This is a genomic window from Reichenbachiella agariperforans (assembly GCF_900142205.1).
Classification (GTDB): Bacteria; Bacteroidota; Bacteroidia; order Cytophagales; family Cyclobacteriaceae; genus Reichenbachiella; species Reichenbachiella agariperforans.
In genome coordinates, this window is the sequence record NZ_FRAA01000001.1 from 258,182 (window position 1) to 276,915 (window position 18,734).

Here is an 18,734-nt window from a genome sequence, read left to right on the forward strand (position 1 = left end):
ACTGTGGCAGGCAAGAACAAGCACATCAAACACCTCATCGGCAGATCCAAATCTGCTTTTCAAGAGGTGCAAAAACTAAACGTGTCCTTGCCATCACTCAAGCGCAAAAGACACCCCGCCACTCAGTGTCTCAACTGCCAGTTGGCATTTGATATTGAGACCAACTACTGCCCTCGCTGTGGTCAGGAAAACAACCATAGCAAACTCTCGTTTTGGAGGATCATCACAGACTTCCTACACAATTATTTTTCGTTTGATTCTCGATTTGGCCATAGTCTACTTCCCTTTTTCTTCAACCCTGGCGCACTTACCAACTACTATACAGAAGGCAAACGAGCAGCCTACATCAATCCGATTCGGCTTTATCTGATCGTGAGTTTGTTGTTTTTCTTTGTGTTTAGTATGATGGGACGTGGATTCATCTCCAAGGCACAAAAACGACTAGACGAAACCAATCAAACCACGATAGACTCAGTATCGATGGATCTTAGTCAGATCATTAGTATCAAATGGGATTCGATAGAGCATGCCAGAAAAGATTCTATTGCACACATGATGGCGCAAGACACCACTCTGAACCCAAAAGATATCAGTGTACCAGACGACTTTCTCTCCGCCTCCAATGGACAAATCTACATTTCGCTACGAAAAGATCGCAACCTCTCTGCCTTACAAATCATGGACTCGCTAGATACCCATGGGTTATCAGCATTTGAGAGAAAACTTGTACTACAGGCTATCAAAACGGATCAGATGCCTAAGGACATACTTATGAATCAAATCTTGCAAAACCTCCCCATCATGATGATGGTCTTACTTCCCCTATTGGCCTTAATACTAAAGTTGTTTTACCTCAAAAAAGACATCTACTATTTTTCACATTTGATTCATTTGATCCACTTACATAGCTTTACCTATTTCGTCTTTGGCATTGGAGCTATTTTGGTACTAAACCATGACTCTTTACAGTTGTCCTATGCTAAAATATGGCCAATCTGTTTCATTCTGGTGACAATCTATGCTACACTATCTTTTAGGAAAGTCTATGCAGAAGGATGGATACGTACACTGATCAAGTATCTATCAATTGGACTCATATACTTATTCATTCTGGTCTTCGCGAGTCTAACGGAGCTACTCTTGACCGTATTCAATATCTAAATGAATGTCCATGGATATAAATCAGTTATTTCAAGCTCGCTTTAATAAATCTACAGGTAAGGAGATCGCACAGTACATCTTGGTTCATCCAGATCAAATGTCTACGTTGACTAAGCATTTTCTGGGCAAGAATGCTAGAGCATGTCAAAATGCAGCCTGGGTACTATCTACTCTCAACGATATGGATTCTAACCTGATACTTCCCTATCTGGGTACCTTTATCGATCACCTAGATAAGTCTCCTATAGATGCAGTCAAACGAAACACACTCCGGATTTTACAGTTTCAAGACATCCCAGAGGAATATCAAGGAAAACTTGTAGATCACTGTTTTCACTACCTCACGGATCAAAAACAAGCCATCGCCGTACATGCTTTTGCGATGACGGTCTTGGCTAATCTGTGTGTGATATATCCTGATCTCAAAAACGAATTGCGTTTGGTTGTTGAGGATTTGATGCGGTTCGGCTCGGCAGCCATTCAATCGAGAGGAAAAAAAGTCCTAAAATTAATCAGTCAGTAAAACATGTAGCCAAAAATTAATCTATCACCTTTGACGGTGACAACTGAAAAGCAACTCTAAAGTTAGCTCCGCCTGTCTTGGCGTCTTCATACCACACACGTCCGCCCATCATCTCTACGTAGCGTTTCACCAGTGACAGACCTAGACCAGCCGAACTCTCTCCAGCCGTAGGTCTTGACCTTAGCTTGGTGAATTTTTTAAAAAGCATATTCACATCCTCTTCAACAATCCCTGGCCCTTCATCGATCACACTGATTACCAACATATTGTCTTCGTTGGTAGATACCACATGTATTTTCTTGTTCTCAGGAGAGAACTTAATCGCATTAGAAATCAAATTCTCCAATATTAGCGTCAAATAAATTTCATCCAAATCACATAAAGCGTTCTCCGTATGGTCTTCAAATAACAACACGATGTTCTTGGCCTTAGCCCCTTCCTTGATTGGTTGAATAATATTACGGATAATCGATACTGTATTGACAGGTACCAATTGAATATTCAAATCACTTTGACCCGCTGCGTCCATCTCTAAGACACGGTTTACAAGGTTTTGTGCGTTGACAGATGACCGCTCTATGAGCTGTACAAACAGCTTTTTCTGTTCAAGGTCTATGTCTTGATTGATAAACTTGGCCAGACTCTGAATGTTTGACAATGGACTTTTTAGATCATGCGCTAGTACACGAATGATATTATCCTTCTCTCCGACCACTTTTTCCAATTCAATCGATTGTAGCAAAATAGTTTCCTTCTGTTCTTTAAGCTCCTTATTGTTTCGTTCTAGTACTTCCAGCGCCTTGGCTTGGATAGATTCAAACACAAATGCAATGAATAGTACGATCAATAATAAACCTGGAAGAACAGAGATATACCACTCTACACGGAGTTCTGGATTGTATTCTACGGGCAGTTCCACTCCTATATAAGCCTTATAGCCAAACCAAAGCATGGCTAGAAACGATATTGCACCCCATATAATCCCTGAGGACTTGTTGACTACTAAAAGAGCCAATACAGGTATGGATATGATCCATGGATATATCGCTGACCAAACACCACCAGAATAGTAGGTTAGAATCACAATAGCTACTGCACCAATAAGTACATAAACATTACCTAATAATACGATAGACACCTTGGTTTTAGCGTACAAGGGCAGTAACAAAAAACCAATGACATTGAACAACATCAAGTAGACACCACGCTCATAACCAAAGATGACACTCATCCAGATATACGAAGACGAAAAAAAACTCGTCAACAAACAGGCGCGCACAAACAGGCGAGCTCTTCGCAAAACGTTAGGATTCTCAAAATGTACAGGATGGATGAAGAAATCAATTGCTGATTCGATCTTCATTACTTTATTTAGTTTTCTCGTCCCGAATATATCCATAATTATTAATCTAAAAGCTGCTTTTGGAATACAATCCAAGGACAAACTGGCTAACTACCTGGCTATCATGTAAGAAACAATAGCACTCACGTATATCCAAACACCCAATCCTATCCCCAGATATACCGTCCTTCTCAATATGTGCTGCTCTGCATACCAGACGATCAAGGGAAGTGAAAGTGAAATCAGTGCCTCGCAAACAATCACATAGATCGGAGCATTAAGAATCATGGCCGTATTGTTATTATACCACCACCATCCTGCGCCGCTAGCGAGGTGCTCATATAGCGGAATGTACATTCCTCCAGCGATACAGAGTACAATAGACGCTATCCATATATTATATTTCTGTGTGAGTAACACACCAATAAAACTCAGTTGTACCAATACATTTGCCCAAGCAAAAGGCATGTAGGCCGGCGAACTCCATATCATCCACTCTCCCTTAGGATACACCAAACTGTGAATCGTATGTACCAAATAATCATCCGTCACCAGTTCCAATACCCCAGCGATGGTTCCTAGTATAATCAACCTCTTGATGAGGTAGTTTTTGGTGAGCAACGTATAGCCCCAGTAGAACATGTAGAGACCATAGGTGATAATACTAGCCGTCACAGGACCCAAATCCACCCACGAACTCCCATAAGACCATACAAGTAAAATGATCGAGGATGAAATAATCAAAAAAGTAGTCTTAGCATCTAAGCCCGGATAGTTGTTTGCTTTCATGTTAGTACTCATTCTTAGTCAGTTAAATTAATTAGTTGTTTTGGTTAGGTCTATTTTAGTCTTCAAGTTTCCAGTTTTTCTTAAGACTCGGTGGGATGAAAAAATGAACCTTCTTTCCCTTGTTATAATACTTGATAATCCCCTCCAATAGTAACCTATTAAAAGGAGCAGATATACGTTGGACGACCTCTATGTTAGCGACATTGCTCAAATGCCCTACAATGAACTGCGTCAGTCTGAGTACCAGTTTGTCACGGAGATCAATTTCATTTTTTACTCCGATACACTCTCCTAGATCAATCCCCGATGCTTTGGAGAAATCTGCCAGAAAATATTCGGTCAGATACGCAGGTACATCATCGAAGAGTTTCATCGGGATCATTTCGTGCATGAACAAGGTGCAGGCATTGTTAAGAGCTTTGCCCGCTTCGGACTCACAGGCCTGATGTTCAAGTATCTTAGTCGCCAACCCAAATCCCTGTTCGTAGGTATCGGGCAGTAACTGCTCGTCTATACCCATCAGGTATCCTACGACCTTCCAAGTATGCATATAGGCATTACACTGGATGGGTGTTAGGTCTGCATTGAGGTGTTTGAGTCCAGACAATATCACAGGTCCAAAGGACATGAGCGTTCCTGCTAGATCTTCTTGATTGATAGGCTCGCCCAAAGTTTCGGCATCCCAACCGCGTCTCTTAATGAAATAGCGAATCGCTGCATGAATCAGTCTTACCTTTTGTATGGTCACTAGTCCTTTGCCATCAGGCAACAGCCCACCAGGCGAAAGCACATTGACCACCATCTGAGCCGTCTCCATCAGTCGTCTGGCTAGCGGATCTACATCTCCGTTGTGCGTGAGCAGTCTCCCCGTATCGAAGAGTACTTGCGCACCATTGGCACAAGTATAGCACATCGGCAGAGAGCTCACATTGAGCAACATGAACACCTCCGGGCCGTAAGTAGCGAATAGCTCCTCTCCGATCAGGACCTGTTGCATATCTGCCCATTCGGGCAAAACACTACTCTTTTCAAAATAACGAGTCAAAGTATCTGCCAGATCCCCATCCAAATCACAAAAGGTATGCGCATCAAAACTGTCATTCTGCACAAGCAACGCAAATATCTGATTGATCTGAGCTTCATACCCAGAATCTATAATCTCTCGTACCGTATTGTCTGCTAGAGGATCCGTATGAGACCTAAATCCCTCTAAGCTATCCGTGTCCAAACACGACAAGTCAAATGCCATATCATTCATATTAGTCTAACTCCCAACCCGTGAATATAATCTCGAATGGTTTTGAGATACAAGTTTATCCCCCTCTGTTTCTTAGTTATTTTAGTTTTCCTCCAATACTTATACTAAATCCTTGATCAGGTATAAACACAGCTTCACTCCCAATAGAGACTTCAAACGAAACCGGGGCAAACTCTTTTCATTCAGAAAATACACTAGCATTTTTTGCGTATCCCTTTTAGTACTGGGGTTTTTGTTGGATATTTATTCCAGACATTTTAACTCCCCCTATTGAAGTTCAACAATCAAAATTTTGGTTCACCACGGGCAACTCGTTCTCGCTTAGTAAAGCGAGTTCCATTCATCCTATCCCTGATTGCCACAGTCCTTTTGATATTTGATTTTGGGTTTGACCAATCCTCCGAGATCGCTGCGGATTTATTGTGGTTCTATACCTTTACACTAATAATAACAGTAGCATCTATGGTCTATCGCTATATCTCAGCTACTGATCGACCTCCAGCCAAAGTATGGCCTTATGACGGAGTTCTCATAGTTTTCTTGCTTACCATCTTAGCCAACTTTCTTTTGGGTTTACACATGATAGGTCTCAATACCGTAGAATGGTTTGTACTCTCTATTTTGGTATCCCTAGTTCGAGAGTTTTCCGCCCTGAGAATTGATTTCAAGGTACAACACTTCAACCCAGCGCAGTTATTTATCATCAGTTTCGTGGTAATTGTACTGCTGGGGATGGTTATGCTCTTGTTGCCCAACGCTACCCATGATGGCATATCCGTTATCGATGCACTGTTCACTGCTACCAGTGCAGTCTGTGTGACAGGCCTGATTGTTGTAGATACGGGAAGCTATTTCACGCATTTTGGACAGTTCGTCATCATCGGCCTGATACAGATCGGCGGGCTGGGTATCATGACATTCACGAGTTACTTCAGTTACTTCTTTAGAGGCAGCTCTAGTTACGAAACCCAACTCCTACTTCGAGACATGACCAATTCGGAGAAAATCGCTGAGGTATTTAACACCTTGAAAAAAATTATTCTCATCACCGTCCTTATCGAACTACTTGGTGCAGTGTTTATTTTCATCAGTTTGGATAGTACAGTGATCCCTTCACTATCACAGCAGATTTTCTTCTCGGTTTTTCACTCTATATCAGCCTTCTGCAATGCGGGGTTCTCTACACTAGCCAGTAGCCTCTACGACATAGACTATCGATACAACTACCCTATGCATCTGTCTATTGCCATGTTGTTCATTCTAGGTGGAATTGGTTTTCCCATTATATTCAACCTGTATAAATACCTCAAGCATCTAGTCATCCATCGCCTAATGCATCTAGGAGATAAAGAAAAAATGATCTTTAATCCATGGATGATCAATCTCAATACACGAATAGTTGTCATCACGACCTTATTGCTAATCGTGACGGGTACGATTGTTTTCTATGGATTTGAATACAACAACACGCTGAAGGAACACCAAGGGCTGGGAAAATTAGTCACTGCATTCTTTGGCGCAGTGACACCACGAACGGCAGGTTTCAACTCCGTAGACATGACCGCCATGCACTTCTCCACGATCTTATTTACCTTCATGCTGATGTGGATAGGTGCATCACCTGGCTCTACTGGTGGCGGCATCAAAACCAGTACCATCGCCATCGCTACACTCAACTACCTAAGTATAGCCAAAGGAAAAAACAGAATTGAACTATTCAACCGAGAGATCGCGGAGATTTCGGTACGTAGAGCATTTGCCCTGATCTCTCTCTCACTAGTCGTGATAGGTACAGCCATCGTACTAATGGCTGCTTTTGATCCCGACCAGCATTTGCTAGGACTCGGGTTTGAGTGTTTCTCAGCCTATAGTACAGTCGGCCTTAGTCTTGGAATCACGGCGAGTTTGTCTACGGCAAGTAAATTTGTGCTGATCGCGACGATGTTCATCGGCAGAGTCAGTATGCTGACGCTACTCATCGCTATCATGAGAAAAATCAAACATTTGAACTACCGCTATCCTACAGAGGAAATTCTGATCAACTAATCAACACCAATTATGAAATATGTAATTATCGGTTTAGGCGTATTTGGGGCATCCCTAGCCAAAAAACTCACCGAATCAGGCAATGAAGTCATCGGTGTGGACAATATCATGAGCAAGGTCGATGCACTGCGCGAAGCGATCACCCACACCATCTGCCTGGATAGTACTGACCCACAAGCCGTCACCAATCTACCGCTCGCAGACACTGATGTCGTCATCGTATGCATCGGAGAAAATGAAGGAGCCAACATCATGACGACTGCACTAATGAAGAAAATGAAAGCCAAACGCCTCATTAGCCGTGCAGTCTCTCTGCTACACGAGACAGTACTAGAAGCCATGGGTGTGGATGAGATTGTACACCCTGAAGAAGAAACAGCCAACCGGTGGTCCAAAAAACTGAACATTACGGGAGTTGTAGATTCGTTTCAGCTCACAGGGGATCACAACATCATTGAGGCAACTGTACCTACTCAGTATGTTAGCAAAAGCCTTCAAGAACTCAACCTACAAGAAAAGTACAATGTAGTCGTACTGACCACTATGCGTGTGACAGAAGAGAAAAATGACTTAGGAAGTATTAAAAAAACTGGAGAGATCAACAAGGTCGCTAACGCCAATACCATCCTAAACAAACATGACATACTCGTACTATATGGCAATATGTCCGACATCCGAAAACTACTAGAGGATGGAGAGTAACCTATCAATTGACAATGAATCTTGGCATAGCAAAAGGTCCATCCAGAATTTTAACTAGCTTTGTGCTACCTATGAGAAACCCGATTGGTATACTACTCACCTTCATATTCATTACACAGGCACTCGTGCCCAATATGGATATATGCTGTGAGTTGGAAAAATTACCAGCACTCATCAGTCACTATCAAGAACACAAAGCCTATGACGGAGATTCCTTTGTAGCATTTCTGATCGAAGACTACCTCAGCGACGAGGAAGAAGGACATCACGATGAAGCACAGGACAATGACCTTCCCTTTCATGGGCAGCACCAATGTCAACACGCTCCACTGTTCTGCACCATCGAGCAGCAGTTTAGCATTAGCGAGCTGAGTGCTATTGAACGCACACAATACACTTCCTACGATCAAAATATCGCTTCTGAATACAGCGAAGCACCCTTTCAACCACCTAAGCTCGGCTAAGCAAACGCTGTGTGATTTGATTTTGACATGAAGCCACCGTGCAGCTCATGGGACAAGACTATGGCTTTTTCCATGGTACTATCACGTACCTGTTAGTCTCCTTATACTTTATCCACAGCATCACACCTTGAGCTGAATAGAGAAACTCTATCACCTCAATCATCAATAGTTATATTTGACCTTTTGGGCATACATATATACATACTGTATTCCACCGGTCACTGGGCTATTGCTCCATAACATATTTCTTAAAAAAATCCGGGTGGATTCACATTCATCTCGGAATAAACATGAATCAATATGCTTGATAAAATCATTCGATTTTCGATCGACAACAAGCTGATCATAGGGCTACTGACGCTAGGCCTGGTCATCTGGGGGGGCTACTCGCTCAGCCAGTTACCGATAGACGCAGTCCCCGACATCACCAATAACCAAGTACAGGTCATCACCGCATCCCCTTCCCTCGCCGCAGAGGAAGTGGAGCGTTTGATCACCTTTCCGATTGAAATTACCATGGCGACTATTCCCGAGATCGAGGAGATACGCTCTTTCTCACGTTTTGGACTGTCTGTAGTGACCATCGTGTTCAAAGAAGACATAGACGTCTACTGGGCAAGACAACAGGTCAGCGAACGCATGTCCGAAGTGGAGTCGCAAATCCCGCCAGGGGTCGGCAGACCGCACCTCGGTCCTATCACCACGGGACTAGGCGAAATCTACCAATATGTCGTAGGTACAGCACCAGGCTATGAAAACCAATATGATGCACGCGAACTTCGCAGTATCCAAGACTGGATCATACGCCGGCAGTTGTTGGGCACACCAGGTGTAGCAGATGTCAGCAGTTTCGGTGGCTACCTCAAACAATATGAAATCGCCATAGACCCAGATCGCCTTCATGCCATGAAGGTATCAGTGGGAGAAATATTCGAGGCACTATCTGCCAACAACGAAAATACAGGCGGGGCATATATCGAGAAGAACAATAAAGCACTTTTTATCCGAAGCGAAGGGCTGGTCGGTAGCTTAGAAGACATCAACAACATCCTCATCAAGAACAATGCTGACGGCATCCCTGTACTGATCAGAGATGTCGGTACGGCACAGTTAGGCAGTGCCGTACGCTACGGCGCTACCACCCGAAACGGTAAAGGAGAAGTCGTCAGTGCCATCGTCATGATGCTCAAAGGCGAAAACTCAGCAGAGGTGATCAAAAACGTCAAAACAAAGATCAATCAAATCCGAAAATCACTACCCGAAGGCGTCACCATCGAACCTTTCTTGGATCGAACCAAACTAGTAGAAAATGCCATCGGTACCGTCACCAAAAACTTAACAGAGGGTGCCCTCATTGTCATTTTCGTATTACTACTTTTACTCGGAAACCTACGTGCGGGACTCATAGTCGCATCGGTCATACCGCTGGCTTTGCTATTCGCTTTTAGCATGATGCATGTCTTTGGCGTATCAGGCAACCTGATGAGTCTGGGGGCGATAGATTTTGGGCTGATCGTAGATGGAGCAGTCATCATCGTAGAGGCAACACTGCATCATTTGGGTCTCCTCAAATGGTCTCGCCGCTTGACGCAAAAGGAAATGGACGAAGAGGTCTACCAGTCCGCCAGCAAAATCAGAAGTTCGGCCGCTTTCGGTGAGATCATTATTCTGATCGTATATCTGCCCATACTCGCACTAGTCGGTACAGAAGGCAAAATGTTTGGTCCCATGGCACAGACAGTCAGTTTTGCCATCTTAGGTGCCTTCATCCTTTCGCTCACCTATGTACCGATGGCGTCTGCCCTCTTCCTCAACAAAGACACCCGTCACAAACGCAACATCTCCGATAAGATCATTGAGAAGATTCAAAACCTATACGATCCCATGATTCGATGGTGCATGACGCATCGAATCATTATCCTCAGTATGACACTGGTGCTATTTCTGGTTGCTTTATTTACTTTTTCCCGAATGGGAGGAGAATTCATCCCTACCCTAGAAGAAGGGGATTTTGCAGTCGAGACTCGGGTCGTCACGGGAAGTTCGCTACAGAACACCATAGATGCCACGACTCAGGCCGAGACGATCCTATTAGATCAGTTCCCCGAAGTAGAACAAGTGGTCGCTAAAATCGGCGCAGGAGAAATCCCTACAGACCCTATGCCTGTAGAAGCTGCCGATCTGATGATAATACTCAAGGACAAAAGTGAATGGGTCTCAGCGGACAACCGCGAAGAGCTCGCCAACCTCATGTCTGAAGCGCTAGAGGTAATCCCGGGTGTCAACTTTGGTTTTCAGCAACCCATACAGATGCGGTTCAATGAACTAATGACAGGTGTACGTCAAGATGTCGCGATCAAAATCTACGGCGAAAATCTCGATGACCTCTCTGACTATGCTAACCAGATCGGTCAGCTGGCTACAGAGGTAGAAGGTGCGGTAGATTTGTACATAGAAGAAGTCACAGGTGTTCCTCAAATCGTCATTGATTACAAACGAGATCAGCTGGCCAAATATGGCATGAGCATTCAGGAGGTCAACCGAACCGTGCAGGCGGCCTTTGCAGGTGCAGGGGCTGGTATGGTGTATGAGGGAGAGAAACGGTTCGAGCTGGTAGTACGACTAGACAAAACTAACCGTGAGGATTTGCAAGATGTCCAAAACCTCTACATCTCTCGCAACGATGGGCATCAAATCCCACTGCGGCAAGTCGCCAACGTATCGATCCAAGATGGCCCCTACCAGATACAGCGAGACAACACCCGACGGAGGATCATCGTCGCATTCAACGTCCGAAACCGTGACGTGGAAAGTATCGTGACAGAGATCAAACAAAAAATCGAAGAACAGATCGTCCTTGCGCCAGGTTATACTGTCACCTATGGGGGACAGTTCGAGAACTTGGTAGAGGCACGCCAGCGACTTCTCGTAGCTGTACCTCTTGCACTACTGCTCATTTTTGTCCTGTTATACTTCACCTTCCGATCGGTCAAACAAGGCTTGCTGATTTTCACAGCCATTCCACTATCGGCTATTGGAGGGATATTCGCGCTATATCTAAGAGATATGCCTTTTAGTATCTCTGCCGGCGTGGGTTTTATTGCACTATTCGGTGTGGCAGTACTCAATGGGATTGTTCTCATCGCTGAGTTTAATCAATTGAAAAACAGGGGAGTTATAGACCTCTTTGAGCGGGTGTATCGAGGGACAAAAGTCCGTCTACGCCCAGTCCTACTGACTGCAGCAGTGGCGTCACTCGGCTTCCTGCCGATGGCACTATCCCAGTCCTCAGGGGCTGAGGTGCAAAAGCCTCTCGCTACGGTAGTTATCGGTGGTCTCATCACTGCTACACTATTGACACTCGTGGTGCTGCCGATACTCTACTACTACTTCGAACGCAAAACTTTGAATTCTAAATCTGAGCATGATGCATAAAGAAAAAGATATAAAACGGATTCTTATCCCTAGCGCACATACTGTACTGATTGTCATTACACTATGGATGAGCCAAACCGTGACCTGGGCGCAGACAACGGAGGCGAACACCTACCATCAGCTAGACGAAGCGGTACAAACCGCCATAGCCAACAACCCTACGCTCAAAGCTGCTGATCTACAGATCGAACAACAGCGGGCTTTACAAAATAGCAGTTGGGATATACCCAAAACAGAGGTATCGTGGACCCATGGACAGTACAACAGCATCCAAAGCGATGACAATCAGTTCAACGTGAGTCAGCGGATAGAATTCCCGAGTGTATATGCGCACCAAAATAAGTTGGCCAAGGCGCAGGTAGAGGGACGCGAACAGATGCGTATCGCTACGCAAAACGAGCTAATACAGCAGGTCAAGTCCAATTGGTATGCACTGTGGCTGGCGATGAGCAAAGCGGAACTACTGCATCAGCAAGACAGCATCTATCAGCGCTATGTACACGCTGCTACACTACGCTACGAAACGGGAGAAAGCAACCTGCTCGAAAAAGCTACCGCCGAATCCCAAGTAGCGGAGATCCATGTCATGATAGACCAGAACCAATCGGATATTTCGATTTTGCAGACCCAACTCCGGACACTGCTCAATATACAGGATGCTACTATACAGCCGCTGGGCAAGTTAGAACGTCGCGCAAACAAGATCACACCCGAGTCCAGCGACATCACACAGAACCCTACCCTCGCCTGGTTCAAGCAGCAGATGCAAATCGCTGCCCGTGAGAAGTCCGTGCAGAAAGCACAACTGCTGCCTGATATCACACTGGGCTATTTCAATCAGTCACTGATAGGTACGGGGCGCACGTTGCAGGGTGGTCAGACCAACTATACAGCGAGTGATCGCTTCGATGGGTTCAGTGTAGGTTTGGCCATCCCTATATTCAGTTCTAAATCCCAAATCGCGCAGGTCAAAGCAGCCGAAATGAAGCAACAGACTACTGCTGCCCAGCTAGAGGCACAGACCCATGCGCTGCAAGGACAGCTGGAAGCACTCCTACAGCAGTACCAAAAGTACCGCGCTAGTCTCGACTACTATGGTCAGAACGCACTACCGCAGTCTGATCTTATTTTGGCGCAAGCCCAAAAAGGATTCGAGAGTGGCAGCATAGGCTACATCGAGTACATACAGGGCCTCAATACCGCCCTCAATATCAAGTTTAATTATCTAGAAACGCTGAATCTATTCAACCAGACCTTGATTCAAATCGAATGGATCTCAGGCGTACAATAACATACAGATCATGAAAAACACATTCATAAAAACAATATCCGCCATACTCTTCCTCCTACCAGCCCTACAATATGGCTGCACTGTACCGAATTCTCAGGAAGAGGAACATGGACATGATGAACACGAAGAAGCCATAGAGCTCACCACAGCGCAGTTCGAACGTGCCCATATCGTCACGGGAAAAATCGAAAAGCGCAACATCGGTTCGGAACTAAAAGTCAATGGAATCATCGATGTACCCCCACAGTCCAATATCTCGATCAATATGCCCTATGGCGGTTTCGTCAAATACACCGACATGCTACCGGGTACTGCCGTCAAGAAAGGACAGTTTTTGGTATCCATAGAGAACCCAGAGTTCATCCAGTTTCAGCAGGAATATCTGGAAAGCCTGGCCAATCGTGCGTACCTCGACGAAGAATACAAACGCCAAGAGCATCTCTACAACGAGAAAGTGGCATCCGCCAAAAGCTATCAGCAAGCCAAAAGCCTATACCTCGCCAACGAGGCAAAGCTTAAAACCATGGAAGCTAGATTGAAAATGATAGGCATCAACCCTAAGAAAGTAGAAGGCGGTAAAATCTCTGAGGCCGTGAACCTCTATGCGCCTGTCAGTGGATCTATACGAGAGGTCTACACCAATGTAGGCAAATACATCGGTCCGCAGGACGTGATCATGGACATCACCAACTCTGACGATCTGCACGTCGAGCTCACCGTCTACGAAAATGACATTCCCAAAATCAAAACAGGACAGCGTATCCGTTTTGCACTCAGTAATGACCCCACCAATTGGCGCGAAGCAGAGGTCTTCCTCGTGGGGACGAGTGTCCGAGAAAATCGCTCCGTCACCGTACATGGGCACCTCCAGTACCACGATACCGACACTGTGGATCAGTCAGGTCTCGTGCCTGGCATGTATATCTCCGCGCGTATCGAGACGGCTATGCATGAAGTGTGGGCTTTGCCTGAAGAAGCGATTGTACGCTTTGGTGGCCAATACTTCGTCTTTGCAGCACTCGGCGAAAAGCAAGAGAATGGGCAAACAGTCCACCAGTATGAGATGCTAGAGATCGAAAAAGGCGAAACAGAAGATGGCTATAGCCATGTGACACTGATAGATGATACCCAAGAGATCAGTGCGCTAACGTTAGTTAAGCAGGGAGCCTTCACCTTACTGGCCAAATCGAAAAATACTGAGTCTGGACATCACCATTAACCTGAATTATGCAATTCAGTAGTTAAATATTAAAAGAAGAATAGGTAATAGGTAAATAGTATCTGACGCTCAGTTCCAAAGAAAACCCAAACCTACTAACTATTCTTCTTTTTTCCGATCTACCGAATCAGACAGGCTATTAACTCCGATGAAGCTATGCATCATTCGGGATGAAGAAAGCATTATTCATGTTGTTAGGGAAGATTACAAAATACCCTGAGTTAGAACGAAAAGTAGATAAAGCCTTAAAAACTGTACAACTGAAGAGGCTATTAAAGTATGTATGTGACGTGAGTGTTATTTCTATTCCCACTTGATGAAAAAAATGTGGTATCGTGACCAAATATCAAACAGGTATTTCTAAATTAAATAAGGATTACCATCATCCAAATTAACCTAATAAACAGAGGGGAAATTCTATGAAACGGAGCATGCTTGACAATTTCATTTTTTCATTTCCCGTCCAACTATTTGCCCAATATTTCAAATCGCATCAAATTCTCCTCATTGCATGGGTACTGTTATTTCTATTTATCACAGGCTCCTCTGGCAATGTCATGGGCATTCCCTATGTTTTTTTAGACCCTGAATACCTCCATGAAGTCAGTTTTTGGAGTTTCTTCATCGTTGGTATTGGGTTTGGCATATTGACAGTTTCTTTTCACATTACAGGCTATATTCTTCATGCCAACAAGTACCGTTTTGTCGGTTTGCTCAAAAAACCCTTTAGCAATTTTTCAGTCAACAACAGTGTCATTCCACTCTGTATTTTGACACTGTACACGGTTGCGATCTGTATTTTTCAGTCAAAAGACGAACACAATACAGGGTTTACCATTTTCACCTTTTTGGCGGGATTCTATCTAGGGTTGATTCTCATCACTGCGCTACTCTATGGGTACTTTAGGCTGACCAATAAGAACATCTACGCCTACATCACTCGAAAGCTAAATGCAAGGCTGAAGCTAATCAAGCTGAGCCGTATCAATATACTCGACCGACTATCCAACCGAAAAAAGCGCAAAGTCACCTCCTTCATCGGGCTAAACCTCAGGATACACGATACCAAGGAGCTGTATCAATTCCCCAACAAAAAGATCATCACTCGGGTGTTTGATCAAAACCACCTCAACTCAGTTATATTGGTAGTCATCCTGACGGGCCTTATTCTTCTGATGGGACGTGGTATAGATTATAGTATTTTTCAATTGCCAGCTGCAGCTAGTCTGATGGTACTCTTCGGGATGATCACCATGGCAGTGGGTGCACTCGCCTACTGGACTAAAGAGTGGCTCGTAGCTGCATTTTTCGGGGTATATATCATATTTAACATTCTCTTTACTACAGGGATCATTCTAGACTATCATGAAGCGTTTGGGCTCAACTATGACACGGTGCCTGCGAACTACACCATCTCTAATCTTTACCAACAATCTACCGACAGCATCATCGCGCACGACAAGCGTAAAATGATTCAGGTATTGAATCAATGGAAGCAGAAACAAAAAACAGACGACCCGGTTGCGGTGTTCGTATGCGTGAGCGGTGGTGGTTCGCGGTCTGCACTATGGGCACATGCAGTACTAGGGCAGATCGACCAGCGGATGAAAAAGCCCCTCATGGATCAGACCGTACTGATCACGGGTGCATCAGGCGGTATGGTGGGTGCATCTTTCTACCGAGAGCTCTCTTATCAGCGTCAACTAGGTCTCATCTCAGATCCCAACAGCGACATCTATCTGGATCAGATCGCCCGTGACAACCTCAACCCTATGATTTTCAACTTGGTCGTCAATGACCTTTTTCTCCACAATCCTCGATTTGCGTATGCTGGACACATATATTCTAAGGACAGAGGTTTCGCTTTTGAGCAACAGCTCCATACCAATACGAATTTCGTGATGGATAAAAAACTTAGCGACTATGGCGCACTAGAAGCTCAAGCCAAAATCCCCATGATACTATTCGGTTCTACGGTCATGAACGATGGGCGAAAACTATACATCTCAGATTTCAACACCGCCTTTATGAACACCAGCCCGAGGCGCAAAACAGGCATCAACGAACCGATCATAGATGTGATAGATTTTCAGCGCTTCTTCCAGAATCAGGGTGCTAAAGACATCCGATATACGAGTGCACTGCGCATGAATGCATCGTTCCCTTACATCACCCCCAGCATCTCTCTCCCCTCCGATCCTACTATCAAAGTCATGGATGCGGGTGTCACGGACAACTTTGGCGTGACGGATGCGGTGCGTTTCATCTATGCCTTCAAAGATTGGTTGGCGGAGAACACTTCATCCGTGGTATTGATTACCATCAGGGATACCAAGCGTGTGCAAGTCATCGAACCACAGTCTCATCAATCCATCTTTGACAAGGTCAGTAACCCCATCAGCAGTGTCTACAACAACTTGGCGAACTTTCAGGACGTCAACAATGCCTACAAACTAGAATACATGAAATCATGGTATCCTGACAGCATTCATCAATTCGTACTAGAGTATGATATGTACGAGGACTATAGAGAAGAAAATGATCACAAAGGCGTGTCTACAAAGGACTCGACCAAAGCCAAACGTCCCTCACTCAACTGGCACCTGACCGAAAAGGAAAAGAAATCCTTGATCCGAAACGTACAGTCTAAAAGCAAGCAATCTACGATTCATGATCTGGTAGATAGGCTGAGCCAAGGAGGTAATAACCATCATCAATAGCTAATCTCCCACAGACTGGCATTGTTGGCACTAGACCCTACAATAAAGTGGTCACTGTTGTTTACGAAACTCACATCGTTAATATTACCGAGTTCCTTGACGATATGTTCTTGCTGTCCTTCAAGAGACCATATCCTGACAGTCTGATCAGATGAACCTGTGATGATGTGTTTCCCATCCGGGGAAAATGAAACCGTATTCACTGCTGATTCGTGTCCCTTGTATTTTACATGTTTTTGATCAGACAGCCTCCACACACGCACTGTTTTGTCTCTGGAACTTGTCGCAACGAATTTACCATTCGGTGAGAACGCCACATCCGTAACCCAGTTGATATGCGAATCCAAAGATAGTTTTTCATGCCCTGTCAAGTCCCAGAGCTTAGCAGATTGATCCGCTGATCCGGAGATGATACGATCTCCTTTGGGTGAAAAGGCCAGTGAGGTAATTACCCCCCTATGCCCCTCAAATACTTGCAGCAATTTCCCTTTGATATCAAATAATCGGATTTTATAATCGAATGACCCTGTAGCAATCATCGTACCGTCTGGGGAAAAGGCTGCGGTACTCACATGATCGGTATGCCCTTTGAATTCACTGAGTACTTTGCCATTCAGATCCCAAAGTTTGGCAGTCTTGTCCCACGATCCAGTGAGAAAATGGCGGTTGTTGGGAGCTATCGCCACGCAGGTAATCCAGTCGTCGTGCCCTTTGAACTCATGGATCACCTCTCCATTTATATCCCATAGCCAAGCACTTGTTTGCCAAGCACGAGTCATTATTTTTCGTCCATCAGGTGATACTGCCACACATTCGACCTCCTTAGGTGTACTGTATTTGTGTACTAGATGTGGTGTCTTTCGTCTAACCGTAGGTGCGACTTTGGGGTTCTCGATTGCGTCGATACGTTGTAGGACTTCAGACTGGTAAAGTCCATTAGGATACAGTTCGTAATACACTTTGTAACCCACCAAAGAGCCGTCTGTAGTCGCTTTCTTCCAAGCTTGCTCATCTTTGACGCTATCTTGAATCTGCTGAGCCTGTTTGACATATTGCCCAGTTGGGTGCGCATTTAAATAGATCATGACCATAGCGGCATCACGTTGCACACGTACACTATCCCACATCAGCTGATCACTGAGACTATCGATAAAGTGTGCCGCTTCTATTTTGTGTAGTCCCTGTGGGTAGTCTTTTTTATATTGAAGAAAATGCTCGTAGCTGTGCTTACGGTATGCCTGCTGCCAAGCCAAATGATCAGCCATGTTTTCGTCATTCATTCGTTTGACAAGAACCACGCCTGTGATCAGTAGAGCCAAACCAATGATACTCGCAGCAGCTATCAAATAAGATTTCCACCGAATGGTTTTACGCGGTGGTCCTGCCAGTTCCTCTAATTCACGAACGAGTATTTGAAATGCCTTATCATTGTCATCTGTCCAATCACCTAAATGAAACAAATGCCTTGTAATCAAGGAATCAGGCGGTGTTGTAGCATCAAATGCCACGGCTAGCAGTTGCTTACGATCATAGGCTTCTTGCACCTCTCGATGAACAACGTCATCAGACACAGAGGCTTCCGACCAGATCACTATTTGCGCTTTGGCGTACTTTCGTGCTTCGTCTCGACTCTCACCATCCATGACTTGCTCATACCACACTGACCAACCCACAGAACGAATCGCCTGCCCTAGTCGGCGTGCCAGTAACTTATCTTCACGCGAATAGCTGATAAATATATCACTCATGATGTGCTGCTAGACTTTACTCCCAAAGGGGCATTA

At 44.7% G+C, this 18,734-nt stretch carries 11 protein-coding genes and 1 pseudogene; 8 read left to right on the top strand and 4 right to left on the bottom strand.

The genetic code is table 11. The features are described 5' to 3' along the window. Positions 1–3 precede the first annotated feature (3 nt). Positions 4–1,161 (top strand): DUF3667 domain-containing protein, encoded by a 1,158-nt coding sequence (locus BUB99_RS00955; RefSeq protein ID WP_073118616.1) that lies wholly within the window; start codon positions 4–6, stop codon positions 1,159–1,161. A 10-nt stretch (positions 1,162–1,171) separates the two neighbouring features. Beyond that, complete coding sequence (locus tag BUB99_RS00960) at positions 1,172–1,684, top strand: hypothetical protein (RefSeq protein WP_073120493.1); 513 nt, start codon at positions 1,172–1,174, stop codon at positions 1,682–1,684. Positions 1,685–1,700: 16 nt separating this feature from the next. On the opposite strand, the gene BUB99_RS00965 is transcribed toward BUB99_RS00960, so the two are convergent. The 3 genes from BUB99_RS00965 to BUB99_RS00975 all read right to left on the bottom strand — a co-directional run bounded on the left by BUB99_RS00965 (position 1,701) and on the right by BUB99_RS00975 (position 5,064). Further along, a complete protein-coding gene (locus BUB99_RS00965) occupies positions 1,701–3,047 on the bottom strand; it encodes a sensor histidine kinase (protein ID WP_073120495.1) in 1,347 nt (448 codons plus the stop codon). A 90-nt stretch (positions 3,048–3,137) separates the two neighbouring features. Next, on the bottom strand, positions 3,138–3,827 hold the full coding sequence (locus tag BUB99_RS00970) for a DUF6989 domain-containing protein (protein ID WP_139280839.1): 690 nt from the start codon (positions 3,825–3,827) through the stop codon (positions 3,138–3,140). A gap of 43 nt (positions 3,828–3,870) precedes the next feature. Beyond that, positions 3,871–5,064, bottom strand: coding sequence for an oxygenase MpaB family protein (locus tag BUB99_RS00975; RefSeq protein ID WP_073120497.1), 1,194 nt, complete (start codon positions 5,062–5,064; stop codon positions 3,871–3,873). 279 nt (positions 5,065–5,343) lie between these two features. On the opposite strand from BUB99_RS00975, the gene BUB99_RS00980 reads away from it, so the two are divergent. From BUB99_RS00980 to BUB99_RS01005, 6 genes and pseudogenes are all read left to right on the top strand, one after another. Continuing rightward, the gene (locus BUB99_RS00980) at positions 5,344–7,119 is read left to right on the top strand and encodes a TrkH family potassium uptake protein (RefSeq protein WP_073118620.1); all 1,776 of its coding nucleotides are present in this window, start codon (positions 5,344–5,346) and stop codon (positions 7,117–7,119) included. A gap of 12 nt (positions 7,120–7,131) precedes the next feature. Further along, complete coding sequence (locus BUB99_RS00985; protein ID WP_073118622.1) at positions 7,132–7,821, top strand: potassium channel family protein; 690 nt, start codon at positions 7,132–7,134, stop codon at positions 7,819–7,821. A 71-nt stretch (positions 7,822–7,892) separates the two neighbouring features. Beyond that, the gene (locus tag BUB99_RS00990; protein ID WP_073118624.1) at positions 7,893–8,285 is read left to right on the top strand and encodes a hypothetical protein; all 393 of its coding nucleotides are present in this window, start codon (positions 7,893–7,895) and stop codon (positions 8,283–8,285) included. A 300-nt stretch (positions 8,286–8,585) separates the two neighbouring features. Next, positions 8,586–13,011, top strand: a pseudogene (locus BUB99_RS00995) (CusA/CzcA family heavy metal efflux RND transporter). A gap of 10 nt (positions 13,012–13,021) precedes the next feature. Next, positions 13,022–14,230: an efflux RND transporter periplasmic adaptor subunit gene (locus BUB99_RS01000; RefSeq protein ID WP_073118626.1), complete on the top strand. Its 1,209-nt coding sequence runs from the start codon at positions 13,022–13,024 to the stop codon at positions 14,228–14,230. 419 nt (positions 14,231–14,649) lie between these two features. Continuing rightward, positions 14,650–16,950, top strand: coding sequence for a patatin-like phospholipase family protein (locus BUB99_RS01005; RefSeq protein ID WP_084190269.1), 2,301 nt, complete (start codon positions 14,650–14,652; stop codon positions 16,948–16,950). Here the strand turns inward: BUB99_RS01005 and BUB99_RS01010 are convergent. Further along, positions 16,944–18,698, bottom strand: coding sequence for a toll/interleukin-1 receptor domain-containing protein (locus tag BUB99_RS01010; RefSeq protein WP_073118627.1), 1,755 nt, complete (start codon positions 18,696–18,698; stop codon positions 16,944–16,946). The genes BUB99_RS01005 and BUB99_RS01010 overlap by 7 nt on opposite strands. Positions 18,699–18,734 lie beyond the last annotated feature (36 nt).